This window comes from Pseudomonas abietaniphila (assembly GCF_039697315.1).
Taxonomy (GTDB): domain Bacteria; phylum Pseudomonadota; class Gammaproteobacteria; order Pseudomonadales; family Pseudomonadaceae; genus Aquipseudomonas; species Aquipseudomonas abietaniphila_B.
The window spans coordinates 5,938,595-5,955,724 of the sequence record NZ_CP155619.1; the positions used below are offsets into that span (position 1 = coordinate 5,938,595).

Below are 17,130 nucleotides of genomic sequence, written 5' to 3' on the forward strand. Positions count from 1 at the left end.
CAGTCTGGATGGCGTGTCACCGCAGGACCTGTGTCAGCCCCCCGCGTTCAAAGGCAACGGGAGCACAGGTTCTGCGTACCGCCTTATAACACCGCAGCCCCGATCAAGCTGCTGACGACGCCCACTACCATGGTCAGCACGCCCACGGTCACCAGCACCTTGCTGTCGAAGGATTTGCGCAGCATCAGCAGCGACGGCAGGCTCACGCTCGGCAGGGTCATGAGCAACGCCACAGCCGGCGCGGTGCCCAGACCGAGGGTCATCAGCGTCTGCACGATCGGGATTTCGGCGGCCGTCGGGATCACGAACAGCGTGCCGACGATGGCCAGCGGCACCAGCCACAGCAGGCTGTTGCCCATGGCGCCATCCACATGCGGGAACAGCCAGACGCGTGCAGCACCCAAAATCAGCACCGCCACGACGTAGATCGGGATCGTGGTCCAGAACAGCTGCCAGAGGGTTTTGCCCCAACGGCTCAGCAGGCTGCCTTGCTCCGGCGCTTCCGCTTCAACCACGGCTTCCACGGCTTGTTCCGGCAATGCTTCGGGTCGTGAGATACGCTGGGCAACCAGCGAAACGCCGACTACCAGGACAATGCCCGCCACCAGACGCAACGCGGTGAAACCCCAGCCCAGAACGAAACCCATGAACACCAGCGTTGCCGGGTTGAGGACCGGATTGGCGATCCAGAACGCCAGTGCGGCGCCCACTGACACATTCTGCTTGCGCAGGCCCGCCGCGACGGGCGCTGCGCAGCAGCTGCACATCATGCCGGGCAGGGCGAACAGGCCGCCACGCACGGTAGAGCCCAAGCCCGCACGACCGAACATGCGCAGCAGCCAGTCACGCGGGATCAGCACTTGCAGCAGCGAACCGAGGATCACCGCCAGCACGGCCGCTTTCCAGATCGCCAGGAAATACACCTGAGCGTATGCCAGCGCAGCGGCCCACGGGTTCGCGGGGTTGTCATTGATGATCGAGCCGCCAATGTTATGCGTATCGGCGGCGACGAAGGACTTCAGGTAATACGGCGACCATTTGACATAGTACAGACCGATGGCGGCCACCAGCAGAAACACCAGAGGTTTCCACCAGAAAGACCAGCCACGGCGTTCAGTGGCGAGCGGGAGTGTGGACATGAGGGGCACCGGGGCAAGAAAACAGGGGCGCGATGATACGCTTTCGCAAACCAGTGTAGTAGGTGTTGCAACGTGTGTCGGGCGCGCGCGGGTCGTTCTCTGAAGCGTTCTGCGCAGCTGAGGCCACCGCTCACAAACCACGCCGGGCTGCGTCACCCCCCAAACACCAGCCCCGACGCCTTCAACAGCTCTCGCGTATACACCTGCTGGGGATTGGCAAAAATTTGCCGCGACGGCCCTTGCTCGACCACCTTGCCGTCCTTGATCACGATCAGGTCGTGGGCCAGGGCATGGACCACGGCCAGGTCATGGCTGATGAACAGGTACGTGAGGCCGTGGCGGATCTGCAAATCCCCCAGCAGCGCGACAATCTGCTTCTGCACCGTGCGATCCAGTGCCGAGGTTGGTTCGTCCAGCAGAATCAGGTCAGGCTCCAGCACCAGCGCTCGTGCGATGGAAATGCGCTGGCGTTGACCGCCGGAGAACTCATGGGGATAGCGATGACGCGTGTCCGGATCCAGACCGACTTCGCGCAATACCCGAATGACCGTTTGCTCCCGCGCCTGCGGCGTGCCGATGCCGTGGGTCAACAACCCTTCGGCGATGATCTGTTGCACGGTCATCCTCGGACTGAGGCTGCCGAACGGGTCTTGAAACACCACCTGCAAGCGCTTGCGCAGAGGGCGCATCCGGTCCTGGCTGTGCAGGCTCAGTTCCTTATTGCCGAAGCGGATGCCGCCCTCGGAATCGACCAGCCGCAAGATCGCTTGCCCGAGTGTGGATTTCCCCGAGCCCGATTCGCCGACGATCCCCAGCGTCTTGCCCTTGAGCAGCTCGAAACTGACCCCGTCCACCGCCTTGATGTACTGCCGCTGGCGGCTGAACAGGGGCTTGGGCAGGGGAAACCAGACTTTCAGTTCATCCACCGACAGCAGCGTTTGCGAATGCACGCTGGGCACGGGCTCGCCGTCCGGCTCGGCATTGATCAGCAAGCGGCTGTATGCATGTTGCGGGTGACTGAACAGGGTGTGACAGTCGGCTTCTTCGACGATTTCGCCGGCACGCATCACGCAGACCCGCTGTGCGATGCGCCTGACCAGATTGAGGTCGTGGCTGATCAGCAGCAACGACATCCCCAGCCGCGCCTGCAACGATTTCAGCAGCTCCAGGATCTTTACCTGCACGGTCACGTCCAGCGCGGTGGTGGGCTCGTCCGCAATCAGCAGGTCGGGTTCGTTGGCCAGCGCCATGGCAATCATCACCCGTTGCCGTTGACCTCCGGACAGCTGATGGGGATAGGCTTTGAGGCGGTGCTGAGGGTTGTGGATGCCGACCAGCGCCAGCAGTTCCAAGGTGCGCGCACGTGCCGCGTTGCCTTTGAGGCCCTTATGCATCGCCAGGATTTCGCCGATCTGCTTTTCCACGGTGTGCAGCGGGTTGAGTGAGCTCATCGGCTCCTGAAAGATCATGGCGATCCGGTTGCCGCGCAGGCCGCGTAGCTGGCTGTCGCTGGCATGCACCAGATCGAGGCCGTTGTAGCAGATGTTTCCTTGCGTGGTGACGGTCTTCTTGGGCAGCAGGCGCAGGATCGAGTGCGCCGTCACCGATTTGCCCGACCCCGACTCGCCTACCAGCGCCAGGCATTCCCCCCGGCGGATCGACAGGTCGATGCCGTGGACCACCTCGGTGCCATTGAAGGCTACGCGCAGCTTGCGGATCTCGATCAGGCTCTCATGTTTGGCGTCGTTCACAGTCGCACCTCAGGTTCGGGGATCGAAAGCGTCACGGCAGGCTTCGCCGATGAACACCAAGAGGGAAAGAATCAGCGCCAGCGAACAGAATGCTGTCAGGCCCAACCACGGCGCCTGCAAATTGCGCTTGGCCTGGCCAATCAGTTCGCCCAGCGACGCGCTGCCTGCGGGCATGCCGAAGCCCAGGAAGTCCAGCGCGGTCAGGGTTGCAATGGCCCCGGTGACGATGAAGGGCAGGTAGGTGAGGGTGCTGGTCATCGCGTTGGGCAGGATGTGGCGCAGCAGCAGCGCGCTGTCGGTCAGCCCCAGCGCGCGAGCGGCTTTGACGTACTCCAGATTGCGCCCGCGCAGGCATTCGGCGCGCACGACATCGACCAGTGCCAGCCAGGAGAACAGCGCCATGATGCCCAACAACCACCAGAAGCTCGGCTCGACGAAACCGGACAGAATGATCAGCAGGTACAGCACGGGCAATCCCGACCAGATTTCCTGCAGGCGCTGGCCGAACAAGTCCGCCATCCCGCCGTAATAGCCTTGAATCGCCCCGGCGAACACGCCGATCACCGTGCTGATGGCGGTCAGCAGCAAGGCAAACAGAATGGATACCCGTGTGCCGAACAGAACCCGCGCCATGACATCCCGTGCCTGATCGTCGGTGCCCAGCCAGTTGCGTGCGCTCGGTGGGCTGGGCGAGGGCGCCTTGAGGTCATAGTTGATGGTGTCGTAGCTGAACGGGATGGGCGCCCAGAGCATCCATCCACCTTGCGATTCAATCAGGTTGCGCACGTAATCGCTGGCGTAATCCGGCTCGAAGGGCAGTTCGCCGCCGAAGTCGGTTTCCACGTACTGATGCAGTGTCGGGTAATACAGGTGGCCCTTGTAACTGACAATCAGGGGCCGGTCGTTGGCAATCAGCTCGCCGCACAGGCATATCAGCAGCAAGGCAACGAAGATCCACAGGGACCACCAGCCACGCCGATTGGCCCTGAAATGCGCCATTCGGCGTTGGCTCTGCGGTGAAAATTCGAACATCAGGCGCTCCTCGCGGAAAAGTCGATGCGCGGGTCGACCAGGGTGTAGCAGAGGTCGCCCACCAGCTTGATCAGCAGGCCGAACAGGGTGAACAGGAACAACGTGCCGAACACCACCGGGTAGTCACGGGACACGGCGGCCTCGTAGCTCATGCGACCGATGCCATCCAGGCCGAAGATGGTTTCGATCAACAGGGAGCCAGCGAAAAACACCTCGATCAACGCCTGGGGAATCCCGGCCACCACCAGCAGCATGGCGTTGCGGAACACATGCCCGTACAACACCCGGTTTTCGCTCAGGCCTTTGGCCCGTGCGGTGACCACGTACTGGCGGCTGATCTCGTTGAGGAAGCTGTTTTTGGTGAGGATGGTCAGGGTGGCGAACCCGCCAATCACCAGGGCACTGACCGGCAAGACCAGGTGCCGCAGGTAGTCGCGCAGCTTGCCGAAGGTCGAGAGGCTGTCGAAGTCGTCCGACACCAACCCTTGCGCCGGAAACCAGCTCAGGTAACTGCCGCCGGCGAACACCACGATGAGCAGGATCGCGAACAGAAATGCCGGAATGGCGTAGCCGATGATGATCATCGTGCTGCTCCAGACGTCGAACCGGCTGCCGTGGTGCACGGCCTTGCGGATGCCCAACGGAATCGAGATCAGGTAGGTGATCAGCGTCGCCCACAGGCCCAGCGACAGGGTCACCGGCAGTTTCTGGGCAATCAGGCCAGTCACCGTCGCGCCGCGAAAGAAGCTGCTGCCAAAGTCCAGCTGCGCATAGTGGGTCAGCATCAGCCAGAGGCGCTCGTGCATCGGTTGGTCGAAGCCGTATTGGTGCTTGATTGCCTCCACCAGCGCCGGATCCAGACCTTGCGAGCTGCGGCTGACACTGCCGCTTGCAGCGACTTCACCACCGCCCCCGCCAATCCCGGCGTGCGTGCTCAAGCCCTGGACCCGCGCGATGGCCTGTTCCACCGGGCCGCCGGGCGCTGCCTGCACGATGAGAAAATTGACCACCAGAATGCAGAGCAACGTTGGAATGATCAGCAACAGGCGACGCATTGCGTAAGCCAGCATCTCAGCGCCCCTCGTTCTGAGCGGTGGACGGGTTCGGCGCACTGGTCTGCGGTGCCAGGCGCGCGGCCATTTCCTGATTGGTCAGCGCGGTCGGGCTGACCTGCCACCAACTGTCCAGGCCCACGTCATAGATCGGCTCAACCTTTGGCCTGCCGAATCGGTTGGCAAACACCACGGGCGTGCCTTGGGAGTAATAATTCGGAATCATGTAGAAACCCCACAGCAGCACCCGGTCCAGTGCGCGGGCGTAATGCAGCATGTCGTTGCGGCTGTTGGCGGTCACCAGCCCGTCGATGAGCGTGTCCACGGCCGGGTTGCGCAGCACCATGGCGTTGGAACTGCCGACCTGCCGCGCGCTCTGTGAGCCAAACAGGTTGTACAGCTCGCGACCGGGCGAGAGGATCGGATTGCCATTGTTGGGCAGCGTGACCACGATCATGTCGTAGTCCCGGGCGTTGAGACGGTTCATGTATTGCGCCGAATCGACGAGGCGAAAGTTCAGGGTGATACCGATCTGCGCCAGCACCCGCTTGTAGGGCAACACCAGACGATCGAACCCGCCCTGGCCGTCAAGAAAGGTGAATTCCAGCGGCTGACCCGCAGCGTTCACCAGGCGGTTGTTTTGCGGATGCCAGCCAGCCTCGGCCAGCAACTTCAGCGCCTGCAATTGCTTGTCACGGATGTAGCCGCTGCCGTCAGTTTTCGGGGCCTGCCAGACCTGGCTGAACACTTCGTCCGGTATCTGCCCGCGCAGCGGTTCGAGGATGCTCAGCTCTTGCGCGTCTGGCAGCGCGGTGGCCGCCATCTCGCTTTTGGGGAAATAGGTCTGCTCACGCACATAGAAGTTGCGCATGATCTGGCGGTTGACCCACTCGAAATCCCAGAGCATGGCCAGCGCTTCACGCACGCGGCGGTCTTGAAACATCGGTTTGTCAAGGTTGAACACGAAGCCTTGCCCGGCAACCGGGCGCCGTTTGGCCAGGATGGTTTTTTGCAGGCGGCCGTCCAGCAGGGTGGGCGCGGTGTAGCCCACCACGTAACCGGAGGATGAAAATTCACGGTTGTAATCGAAGCTGCCCGCCTGAACCAGCTGCCGGGCGACGTCGGTGTCGCCATAGAAATTCACGGTCAGGGTGTCGAAGTTGTACAGCCCGCGGCTGACCGGCAAGTCCTTGGCCCACCAGTCTTTGACGCGCTGAAAACTCACGCTGCGCCCGGCATCGACTCGGGACACACGGTACGGCCCGCTGCCCAAGGGCGGCTCGAAACCGCCGCCCTTGGTGAAGTCGCGGGTCTTCCACCAGTGCTCGGGAAGAATGCGCATGCTCGCAAGGTCCAGCGCCAACGTACGGTTGAGGTTGTTCTTGAAGTCGAAACGAATCTGTCCGGGCGCCTCGATCACCACGTCCTTGACGTCGCCGTATAACGGCCGGTAACTGAAGCTGCCTTGAGTGATCAGGGTCTGGTAGGTGTAACGCACGTCCTCGGCGGTGATCGGTGTCCCGTCATCGAAGCGCGCGTTGGGGTTCAAATAGAAGCGTACCCACAGGTTGCCGGGGTCGCGTTCAAGCTTTTCCGCGACCAGTCCGTAAACGGTGTAAGGCTCATCGAGTGAGCGATAGGCCAGTGGCGCGTAGACCCACGTGTCGATCTGGCTCACGGAAATCCCCTGATCCACATAGGGCGTCAGGTAGTTGTACTGGCCGATCTCCTCGGCCGCGCGGCTCATCGATCCGCCCTTGGGCGCGTAAGGGTCGACGTAATCGAAATGCTGGAAGTCGGCCGGGTACTTGGGCGGTTCGCCGTACACGGTCAAGGCATGCACGGGGGCGGCAATCGCCATCGGCACCCCGGACAGCAGCGAGATGAAAAACACCGCGGTGTAGAGCAGTGCGATGCCGGGCAGCAGGCGTCGCAACGAAAGAGGGGAGGCGCACATGTTTGGACAATCCTTGGTTTGCTGATCGACGCACTTCAGGCGCTGAGAAAAAATCCCCCGGCCGGGGAAGGTGGACGAAACCTGAAAGCCGGGGGCGCGATTTCGCAGAAGTACCCTGACGCGCCGGAGCATGAGCGCGTCAGGGGTCAGGCTTAGAAGTGGTAATTCATACGTGCGAACAACGTGCGGCCCAATGGATCGGTGTAGCGTGGGTCGTAGCCCGTCTGGAAGTTGTCGGTCTGGTTGGAGAACGGCGGGTTGCGGTCAAACATGTTCTTCATACCGACATCGATATCCAGCGCCTTGTCGAAGGTGTAGCCCGCCGACATGTCCCATACCGAATAAGATGCAACGCGGGAGTTGGTGGTTCGGTCCTGATCGTAGTAACCCGTGGTGAACCGGTTAGTGATCGAAGCGCGATACGGCCCCAAGTTCCAGGTTCCAACGAGGTTGTGTTTCCAGCGCGCCGAGACGCCGGTTCCCTGGTAGTCGCCTACGCGGTCGATGTACGCGCCGCCGATGGTTTCCTGATAGTCGTAACGATCAACGTAAGTGCCTTGCAGGTTCGCGCCAAATTGACCGTAAGGGGTGTTCGGGAACAGGTAGTCAAGGCTGACGTCCACGCCATTGGTTTTGACTTTGCCCAGGTTCGCCAAGCCAGTAATGATGTGGTCGATCGAGCCGTCGGCTGCGCGCACAATACGATCGGCGTACAGGTCTGGATTTTCGAACACTGAAGATTCCGGAAACTCTTCGATCTGGTTGGCGATCTTGACCCACCAAAAGTCCAGGCCAACTGACAGGTTGCGCACCGGTTGGTAGACGAAACCAAACGTAACGTTGCGGGCTGTTTCCGGTTGCAGGTCCTGATTACCACCCGTGCGGTTGTAGAACTGCAACCCGCAGTCACGGCCCGAGTTGCCGCCAGGCTGGACCACGCCGCCGGTACACAAGCGCGGATCGTCATACTTGCCAACGCTGTAGGTGGTGTAGTTTGGGTTGTTGAGTTCGTACAGAGACGGAGCCCTGAAGCCTTCGCTGTAAGCGCCACGGACCACCAGTTCCTTGAACGGCTGGAAGCGGAAGGAGTATTTCGGGTTGGTGGTGCTGCCGAAGTCGCTGTATTTATCGTGACGGACGGCCGCCGACAGTTCGAGGCTGTCCAGCACTGGCACATTCAGTTCGGCGTATTGCGCCTGAATGCTGCGGTCACCCGAGACGCTTGAGTCGGGATCGACGCCCAGGCTGTCCAGATCGCCGGCGAAGTCTTCGATGGTCTGGTGGAACTTCTCTTTACGGTATTCGCCACCCAAGGCAATCCCGGCCTCACCGGCGCCGAACCAGTTACCGATTTCGCGGCTGACGCGACCGTCCAGCGCACTGACGCGCCCGACTGAGGTGCTGTAAGCGCCGTGGTACTGATTCGCATCGATGTACGCCTGACCTTCCGGCGTTTGCGGGCCAAAGGGGTTCAGAATACCGTTGAGAATGCCATTGGTCAGAGCCGAGTCGCTGGCAAAACCGCCGGTTACGCTGTTGACGACTTTGCTCTGGTTGTACGACGCGCCGACGTTGTAATCCCAACCCGACACGTTGCCATCGAATGTCAGCAGCAAGCGTTGGGCAGTGTTTTGGTCCTTTTGCTCGCGGTCTCCTGCGGCGGTTTCACGCCAGCGGATGTCTACCGGATCGTTGGGATCGAGGGTGAAGTTGTTCGGCAGCGGGGTAATGCCGTTGCCGGGATAGAAGGGCGAAGTATTCGGCACGCTGATGCCGGTCAGTGGTTGTGGGGCGATGGTGGTGGCGTTGTTGTTGCGCGCCCAGAAGTACTCAAGGCTGACATTATGGTCGTCCGCCAATTTGCCGGTGGCCTTTCCGAAAAACGATGTTTTCTCGGTCTGCGGGATCAGGTCGATGGAATTTCGGGTGCTGTAGTTGCAGTTGCCTTGGCCTGCAATCAGGTTCGGGCCGTTACAGTTGCTGGCAGACAACGGGTTGGTGCTCGGGCCGCCGTTCTGACTGTAGTTGGCCGGGAACGGGGTCGGTGAGGTCGAATCCAGCCCTCGGCCAGGTACGTAGTCCTTGGCGAACGTACGGTCATTGGCGTCCAGATTTTGCTGGGTCGCGTAGTTGAACACGCCCATGACGTTGAACCGGTCTTGCTCCAGATCGCCAAAGCCCCAGCTGCCGCTCATGTCTTTGGTGCCGCCGCCACCGCTGGCGTCGGCCATGCTGCCACCCAGTTCCAGGTTGCCCTCAGTCAGGGATTTTTTGGTGATGAAGTTGATCACGCCGCCAATGGCGTCCGTGCCGTAGAGGGCCGAGGCGCCGTCCCGCAACACTTCGACACGGTCGATGGCGGCAAAGGGAATGGTGTTCAGGTCGACGGCGCCACCTTGAGAGTGTGTGCCGGACATCGAGTTGTTGGCCAGACGGCGGCCGTTGAGCAGGATCAACGTCTTGTTCGCACCGATGCCACGCATATCTGCAAACGACGCGCCGCCCGTCGCACTGCCAATCGAGCCGGCGGCGTTATCGATGGAGTTACTGCCGGTAATGCGCGAAATGATCTCGGCCGTCGTGGTGACGCCCTGCTTCTTCAGGTCTTCGGTGCGCATGATGGTGATCGGCACAGCGGTTTCAGCATCCACCCGGCGAATCGCCGACCCCGTGACTTCAACCCGCTTGAGCTGAGTGGTCGCGGGCACTGCGGCGGCAGCCGGAACGGCGGCCTCGCTGGCTGGTGCTGCCTCTACGGAGGTATCGGTGCTGTCCGCCGCGTGTGCCGAACTCATGCCCACGGCCAGGGCGCAGATCAATGCGCGCGGGTGCCGTCGTACTGCAACAACAAGAGGCTTGAGGGTAAAACCAGGAAAACTCATCAGCATGGTAATTTCCGACTTATTCCAGATGTTATTGAAATGGCCTTGTGAGCCCTCGTTGCTCCGACGCGGTTGTGGCGGTCGGGAAATCCACTTTTCAAGCAAGCCGCTCCCCTCCATGGCAAAACCACGGACGGCCGTTACATCGGGAGTTGGGTGTGCAGGGCTGCGTTCGGCGCAGCCCTCAGTTCATGGCGCGTTGATCATTTGGAGGTCATCACGGAAATCTTCGTGATCCCCGAGCGCTCGATCGACGCCATGGCCTTGGCCACCTGGCCATAGTTGACGCTGGTGTCCGCCTGCAATTGCACGCGCACCTCAGGGTCCTTGGCCTTGACGTCCTTCAGGCTGATCTCCAGTGACTCCGGGGCGATCTCGGACTTGGCGAGGTAGAACTTGCCGTCCTGATCGACGCTGACCACCACCGGGTCCTTCTTCTCGGCGGGCGCCACGGCGTCGGTTTTCGGCAGGTTGACCTTGATCGCGTTGGTCATCAGCGGCGCGGTGACGATGAACACCACCAGCAGCACGAGCATCACGTCCACCAGCGGCGTGACGTTCATTTCGCTGAGCACTTCATCGCTGTCTTGAGTGGAGAACGACATCAGCTCGCCTCCCGCACAGTCTGGCTGTGTTTGCTGGCAATCGGCTGCCGGTTGACGGCGAAGGCGCTGCGTTGGGCGAGGGCGTCGAAGTCGTGGGCGAAATCATCCATGTCAGCCACGGCCAGCTTCAGGCGACGCAGGAAGAAGTTGTAAATCAGCACCGCGGGTACCGCGACGGCGATGCCGACGCCGGTGGCAATCAGCGCATGGCCGATGGGACCCGCCACGGTTTCCAGGCTAGCCGAACCGCTGGCACCGATGCTTTGCAGCGCTTCCATGATCCCCCAGACCGTGCCGAACAGACCGATGAAAGGCGCGGTGCTGCCGATACTGGCAAGGATCGCCTGGCCGGCTTCCAGCGAGCGGCGCTCCTTCTGGATCTGCTGGCGCAGGTTGCGTTCCAGACGGTCCGAGCGGTTGATGGTGTGGGCCAGTTGCTGAGTGGTGCGCGGTGATTCGTCGACCGCCATGGCCTCGAACCCGCTGTTGGCAATGCGCGCCAGCGAGCCTGGGTACTGAGTGGCATGCTCGGCAGCAGTCAGCAGATCCGGTGCTGTCCAGAAGGCCTTGGTGAACTGTTTGTTCTGGGTTTTCAATTTCAGGTACTGGGCGGATTTGATCAGCAGCAGTCCCCAGCTCAACACTGAAAACACCACCAGTGCCCAAAGCACGCCAGGGACAATCATGGAAGAGAGCGATTCGTTCATGGTTACACCTCACCAGCTATATAAGGGTTGTCAGTCGTTTGCCTGCCGGGTCATTCCGGCAACTTGAAATCGATGGTCTGGGTCGCGAAGCCTTCAATTGGTGTGTCGCCGCGCTTGGCCGGAATGAACTTCCAGTTGCGCACCGTCTCCACCGCCGCGTCGTCCAGAACCTGTTTGCCGCTGGACTTGGTCACCTCGACACTGCCTGCGCGCCCGTTGGGCAGCACCTTGATGCGCAGAATCACGCGACCTTCCATACCTTTACGCAGCGCCGCGCCGGGGTATTCCGGTGGCGGGTTGCCGAGGCTGGCCAGCCCTGAAATCGCTGCCGACTCCTTGACCGGTGCCGCGGGCGCAGCCGGTGCAGCAGGCGCGGGCGTCGGTGACGGAGCGGGTGGCGCTGGCGTACTCGGTGCTGCGGGCACTGGCGGTGCGGGCGGCGCGGGCTTCTTCACCGGCTCCGGTTTTTTCACCGGTTTGGGCTTTTCCACCTTGGGCTTTTCGACCGGCTTGGGCGGCGGCTTGACCGCGTCCGGATCTTCCACCGGTTGCTCCGGTTCAGGTGGCGGCGGGGGTGGTGGCGGCGGCGGAGGTTCGGGGGGCGGAGGCTCCGGTGCCGGCGGTGTTGGACTAGTCAGCTCGACGGTCATCTCGGGCACTTGCGGCGCAACTTCCGGAACATCGGCTTTTGCTGTTTGTATGGCCCACCAGATGGCCCCGTGAATAAGGACCGAGGCGGCAATCAATAACACCACCTGTGGCCTGTTCAATCCGCCAGGGCGTGAAGTGTTTTCCTTGAAAGGTACACTCGGCCAGACCCCGGAAGTGTCATCCGGAGACGGATCGGGCAAGGCTTTCATTTTTACCGCGTCGTTCATTAAAGCTCCCTCGGGTCATTGAAGGGCAATAAGGTTCCGTTCAAACATTTCGTGAATGTTCGAATCCTTGGTGCGTGCACTTTCGTGAGGCGCAAAACACCCGTAAGCGGACAAAAGTGCGTCAGCTCTTTATCGGAAGAGAGGGTGCAGTGTGGGTTATGGAGACGACATTGATATTCCCTGGTTTCTTGTTGTGTACATGGATGTACGTTGCTGTGTCGAACTGCCTACAGAGGATTAATAGCAACCGCTATGCCAGCAAAGCGCTCTGCGGCGAGGTTTTCGACGCATTCTGTGCAGATGTCGCATTCCTGTAACTTTTTATCGAATCACCGGTTAACGTATTTACGTACACGGGTGAACCATTGGGACCAATGTTAAATTGGGCGCGAGTCTGCCCGATGAGCGTGGCGAATAACGTTCGCGAGAGCCCATGATTAAATGAACGGCCGGCGGTGCACCAAACTCGTTAATCGAGATTCGAATTGGTGCGTGATGGTTTAAATGTACATGGCTAATGTCCTGATTAAAGATGACTGTAGGGTCACTTACTTGTCGGGTGCCCTTTTTAAGGGCGAGCAATAGCGTCCATCGGCAAGTGATGGCTATTTAATATTCTTACTGTTTTCTATACGGGAATGTCCCGTTTATATAATTTCTTGTTGTCAGGTCGTTAGTGTCTTTTCCATCATCAAGTGCTGGAGTCGAATATCACGATTAACCGAAAGCAAAAATAAAAAGAAGCGCACGCGTGGGCACGCGAGACCTCAGGAATTGTGAGTAGTAAAAATCAGACGCTAAACAAGGACGCTTTGACGACGAGGCGACAGAACGGCGGCGTAGTGACCAAGGCGGCTTGAAGCGGAGCAGCGGGCACCGAGGGAAACGGCAGGGGTGTGGCGGGACACGGCTGAAGACAGCAGGGACAGGTCAGACACGAATCGAATTCCTTATCGACGGACGACAAACTGCTGGTTTGCGTCCTGCACTGTTAATGGACAGGGTGCTGTCCGTTTCCTGCACGTTGGTGCGTGTTGCGCACCGATTGGCAGCGTAGACTCACGGCTTTGTGGGGCGTTTGGGTCCGTTGGTGGTACTGACGTTCCACTTTTGAAATACCTTGAAAGAAATGTGCCAAAAAGCTGTCTTTCTGTAACATTTTTGATGCGGCGGCCGATTGACAGCACCCTCGGCTGCATCGACTGCCGATGTTTCCTGAATCCTGAGAGGGTTTTGATGAGCCAGTTTTTTCCTGAACGCCCCGGTTATCGCCAACTGCGTGAACGTTTTCTGAAGGCTGCGAACGATGTGGGCGCGACCTTGAATGAATACCCGCATCCGCTCCGAGGGCCCTTTGGCGAAACGCTGTTCACTGATGTGGCCTGGATCGGTGCACCGGATGCCCGCAAGGTGCTGGTGGCGTTAAGTGGCACACATGGCGTGGAGGGATATTACGGTTCCGACTGTCAGAGTCGCTGGCTTGAGGGTTTGAAGGGCCGCACGCTGCCTGAAGGCGTGGCGGTGCTGATGATTCACCTGATCAACCCGTGGGGCACGGCGTGGGTGCGCCGCGTTAACGAAGACAATCTTGACCAGAACCGCAATTACCTGGATTTCAGCCAACCGTTGCCCGACAACCGTGCCTACCACGATGTGCATGCCTTTTATAGCTGCGAGCAACTGCGCGGGCCGCAGCGTGATCAGGTCGATGCGCTGTTCAACGCCGCTGTCGCCGAGCGCGGCTGGTCAGGCTTGATGTCGGTGGTGGAAGCCGGGCAATACGCGTTCGCTGACGGGCTGTTCTACGGCGGAACGGGGCCGAGCTGGTCGAACCGGACGCTGCGCGCCATCGTCGAAAAACACCTGAACGGCGTCGAGGTGGCGGCCTGCTTCGACCTCCACACCGGGGCGGGGGATTACGGTCATCCGATGCTGATGAGCATCGTGGAATCTGCCTACCCTGCGCTGGCCGATGCCCAGGCGCTGTTCGGGCCGTGGTTGTTCACCCTCATCACCGGGGCCAACAAGGTCAGTGAAACCGGTGTGGCAGCGACCTCGACGGGGTACACCTCGCAGATGCTGCTTGACGCGTTGCCGGGTGTGCACCTGATGCCGTTCGTCATCGAGTGCGGCACATATCCCGGCGCGACCGTGCACGGGCATTTGCGTGACGATCACTGGCTGCACCTTCACGGCGACCCTCTGGACGAAACGGGCCGCGCGATCAAGCAAGGGTTGCTGGAGCAGTTTTACCCGGCCGACCCGGACTGGCAGGAAGTGGTGTGGGTGAGGACGCGGCAGATCTGGGAGAGGGCATTGGCGGCGTTGCCGGGCATCGCACGCTGAAACACCTGTAGGCGCGCGCTTGATCTGGGTGAATGTCCGCTCCGCTCAGGGCAGCCCGTCAACGAGGCGTTGGGTCAGCGCTGGCAATAACACCTCGCACGATGCCTCGATTTTCAGGTCCAGCAGGTCATCCGCCCGGGTTTTGCCCAGGTTGATCGCGATCAGTGGCTTGCCCTGATCGGCGACAGCGCGGCACAAACGAAACGCCGAATACGCCATCAACGACGAGCCGACCACCAGCAGCCCTTCGGCCTGTTCGACGCGGGCCATGGCTTTGGCGGCGGTGGGCGGTGCGACGTTTTCGCCGAAAAACACCACGTCCGGCTTCATCCGCTCGCCCCCGCAGTGAGGGCAGTGCGGGACCTGGAAGCGTTCTTCAAAGGCCGGCTCAAGAAGCGTGTCGCCGTCAGGCGCCTGAATGGCGTCGATACCGGCGAGGTAGGGATTCTGCTCCATCAGCGTCAGTTGAATCACGTCACGCTCAGTGCGCTGGCGACAGTCCAGACACAGCACCCAGTGCAGGCTGCCGTGCAGTTCGACGACGTCATGGCTGCCTGCCTGATCGTGCAGCGTGTCGACGTTCTGGGTGATGACACCGCTGATGATGCCGTGGCGCTGCAGGCTGGCCAGCGCTTCGTGCGCGGCGTTAGGTTGCGCGGCACGCACCCGTGGCCAACCAAGCATGGCCCGCGCCCAATAGCGACGACGGGCTTCGGGGGCGTTGAGGAATTCCTGAAACATCATCGGTTGGCGACCGCGACGCACGCCGTCGCTGTCGCGATAGTCAGGGATACCGGAGGAGGTGCTGATGCCCGCGCCTGTCAGGGCGACGAATGAACGGTCGTTCATCCAGTGCAGCAGGGATTCGACGTCGGCGTGGGCAGGTGTATCGAACATGCACAGGTCCTCGTGAAGGCGGCGGTGGGCCGATACTAAACGAGGTGATGCAAATGTGCTTGGTGCAATGTCGCGCTGCATGCGGTTGTTCGAATGGCCGTGCCCCTGTGGGAGCGAGCTTGCTCGCGAAGGCACCGGTTCAGTGAAGTTGAAGTCGACTGACACGCCGCTTTCCTGAGCAAGCTCAGTCCCACAGGTTCTAGGTCAGCTGCTGATTGGAGACTTAACTCACTAGCTCATATGCCCGGTGCAGTCTAGAGCGTATTGCGGGCGTCGCAGCGTCGCAGCGTCGCGGTTGCTCGGCGGGCCATGCCCCTGTGGGAGCGAGCTTGCTCGCGAAGGCGCCGGTTCAGTGAAGCTGAAGCCGACTGACACGCCGCTTTCCTGAGCAAGCTCAGTCCCACAGGTTCTAGGTCCGCTGCTAATTGGGAACTTAACTCAATAGCTCATATGCTCGGTGCAGTGTCGCGGGTACTGCGGGTACTGCGGGTACTGCGGTTGCTCGGCTGGCCGTGCGTCTGTAGGCGTGAGCTTGCTGGCGATTGCGAGGGTTCAGCCATTGCGTCGGCGACTGACACGATGCGATCGCCAGCAAGCTCACGCCTACAGGCCACCGGTGTTCATCAGATCGGCGCCGCCTCACGGAACTGCACCACGTTGCCCTCCGGATCAAAGCCGTCACAGGCCACAAAACCTCGGGCGGCGAACTGCGCGCCAGGTGCGTCGATCTGTCCACCCAGCGCAGCAGCGGCGGCTCGGGCATCGGCCAGACAGACGACGGGAAACACCAGCTTGACCGGCAGGTCGACCCGGCGTTCGGGGGGCGTGGTGATGTTCACGCGGTCGGCGACGTTTTTCGGGATGCCGTGAATGACCAGTTGATAGGTCGCCGACTCCAGCACGATCAACCGGGTTTCGGTGACCGTCTGGGTCATGCCGACCACCTCACGGTAAAAGGCCGCGACCCGTGGCAGGTCTTTGGCGAACAGCACGGCGCCGTGTTTGGGAAGGTCAGGGGATGCGGTCATGGTTCTTCCTTGAAGATGAAGTGTGGGCGCGCGGAAAGCGCATTCAGTCGAATTTTTTCAGGTAGGCGTCTGCCAGCTCGATCAGCCGGTCGCGGCCGAAACTCTTGCAATGGCCGCCATGCACCACACGAGCAGGCAGCGCTCGCAGGCGTTCCATGGTGCGCACGTAGTCCTCGACCGAGGAATGGGCGAGGTTGTCCAGCAATTCGCCATCATAAATGGCATCGCCGGAAAACAGCGTCTGGGTCGACGCTTCCCACAAGCCAATGCTGCCCGGTGAATGGCCAGGCAGGTGCAGCACTTCGAAATGGCGATTACCCAGGTCCACGACATCACCTTCTTCCAAGGTGCGCGTGACGTGGGCGGCCTGGATCTTCCAGCTGCTCAAGTCGTAGTCGGGTGAGGGCAGGGCGCTGATGATCGGCCCCAGACGTTCGCCGCCGAGGGTGGCGAGGCTGAAGTCGTTCGGGTCGAAATCGGGCTCGACCAGCGTGAAGTAACCGTCCGAACCACGCAGACCGTCGGCTTCGGCGCTGTGAACCAGGCACTGATCGAACTCATGATGACAGCCGACGTGATCCAGATGCACATGGCTGGCCACGGCACTGATGCGCTGGCTGAAGAGGTTCTTCGCCGCCTCGCGCAAGCTGCAGATGCCCATCCCTGTGTCGACCACGATGTCCTGATCGCGCCCGCGAATGTGCCAGATATTGCAGCGCAGCCACGGGGTGACATGGGGTTCGGTGATCAGCGTGATGGCGTCGTCGATCTTCTCGAGCGAATACCACTGGTCTGCGACTTTTCTCAACATGGCGCGTGCCTCGGCCCCGGTGAAAGAGAAGAACGACCGTCAGCG

13 protein-coding genes are annotated in these 17,130 nt (G+C 60.9%); 1 reads left to right on the forward strand and 12 read right to left on the reverse strand.

Annotated features, from left to right (window positions below):
* Nucleotides 1-83 precede the first annotated feature (83 nt).
* The 9 genes from ABDX87_RS26175 to ABDX87_RS26215 all read right to left on the reverse strand — a co-directional run bounded on the left by ABDX87_RS26175 (nt 84) and on the right by ABDX87_RS26215 (nt 12,003).
* On the reverse strand, nt 84-1,139 hold the full coding sequence (locus ABDX87_RS26175) for a permease (protein WP_346830496.1): 1,056 nt from the start codon (nt 1,137-1,139) through the stop codon (nt 84-86).
* Nucleotides 1,140-1,291: 152 nt separating this feature from the next.
* Complete coding sequence (locus ABDX87_RS26180) at nt 1,292-2,890, reverse strand: ABC transporter ATP-binding protein (RefSeq protein ID WP_346830497.1); 1,599 nt, start codon at nt 2,888-2,890, stop codon at nt 1,292-1,294.
* A gap of 9 nt (nt 2,891-2,899) precedes the next feature.
* Entirely contained in the window at nt 2,900-3,922 is a 1,023-nt protein-coding gene (locus ABDX87_RS26185) for an ABC transporter permease (protein WP_346830498.1), read from the reverse strand.
* Nucleotides 3,922-4,992 carry a microcin C ABC transporter permease YejB gene (locus ABDX87_RS26190; protein WP_346830499.1) on the reverse strand — a complete coding sequence of 357 codons (1,071 nt, stop codon included), beginning with the start codon at nt 4,990-4,992 and terminating at the stop codon, nt 3,922-3,924. The genes ABDX87_RS26185 and ABDX87_RS26190 overlap by 1 nt, the downstream gene beginning before the upstream one ends.
* 1 nt (nt 4,993) lies before the next feature.
* Entirely contained in the window at nt 4,994-6,835 is a 1,842-nt protein-coding gene (locus ABDX87_RS26195) for an extracellular solute-binding protein (protein WP_431061280.1), read from the reverse strand.
* Nucleotides 6,836-7,083: 248 nt separating this feature from the next.
* On the reverse strand, nt 7,084-9,819 hold the full coding sequence (locus ABDX87_RS26200) for a TonB-dependent receptor (RefSeq protein WP_346830501.1): 2,736 nt from the start codon (nt 9,817-9,819) through the stop codon (nt 7,084-7,086).
* A gap of 197 nt (nt 9,820-10,016) precedes the next feature.
* Nucleotides 10,017-10,418 carry an ExbD/TolR family protein gene (locus ABDX87_RS26205; RefSeq protein WP_074756720.1) on the reverse strand — a complete coding sequence of 134 codons (402 nt, stop codon included), beginning with the start codon at nt 10,416-10,418 and terminating at the stop codon, nt 10,017-10,019.
* The gene (locus ABDX87_RS26210; protein WP_346830502.1) at nt 10,418-11,125 is read right to left on the reverse strand and encodes a MotA/TolQ/ExbB proton channel family protein; all 708 of its coding nucleotides are present in this window, start codon (nt 11,123-11,125) and stop codon (nt 10,418-10,420) included. Before ABDX87_RS26210 ends, ABDX87_RS26205 begins: the two co-directional genes overlap by 1 nt.
* Before the next feature lie 50 nt (nt 11,126-11,175).
* Nucleotides 11,176-12,003 carry an energy transducer TonB gene (locus tag ABDX87_RS26215; protein ID WP_346830503.1) on the reverse strand — a complete coding sequence of 276 codons (828 nt, stop codon included), beginning with the start codon at nt 12,001-12,003 and terminating at the stop codon, nt 11,176-11,178.
* 1,236 nt (nt 12,004-13,239) lie between these two features.
* Between ABDX87_RS26215 and ABDX87_RS26220 the strand changes: the two genes are divergently transcribed.
* Entirely contained in the window at nt 13,240-14,349 is a 1,110-nt protein-coding gene (locus ABDX87_RS26220; RefSeq protein WP_346830504.1) for a DUF2817 domain-containing protein, read from the forward strand.
* Between the two features lie 45 nt (nt 14,350-14,394).
* Here ABDX87_RS26220 and ABDX87_RS26225 read toward each other — a convergent pair whose 3' ends face one another.
* From ABDX87_RS26225 to ABDX87_RS26235, 3 genes are all read right to left on the reverse strand, one after another.
* Nucleotides 14,395-15,198, reverse strand: a complete 804-nt coding sequence (locus tag ABDX87_RS26225) for an NAD-dependent protein deacetylase (RefSeq protein ID WP_431061281.1) — start codon at nt 15,196-15,198, stop codon at nt 14,395-14,397.
* Between the two features lie 671 nt (nt 15,199-15,869).
* Nucleotides 15,870-16,274, reverse strand: coding sequence for a VOC family protein (locus ABDX87_RS26230; RefSeq protein WP_346830506.1), 405 nt, complete (start codon nt 16,272-16,274; stop codon nt 15,870-15,872).
* A 43-nt stretch (nt 16,275-16,317) separates the two neighbouring features.
* The gene (locus ABDX87_RS26235) at nt 16,318-17,085 is read right to left on the reverse strand and encodes an MBL fold metallo-hydrolase (protein ID WP_346830507.1); all 768 of its coding nucleotides are present in this window, start codon (nt 17,083-17,085) and stop codon (nt 16,318-16,320) included.
* Nucleotides 17,086-17,130: the final 45 nt, after the last annotated feature.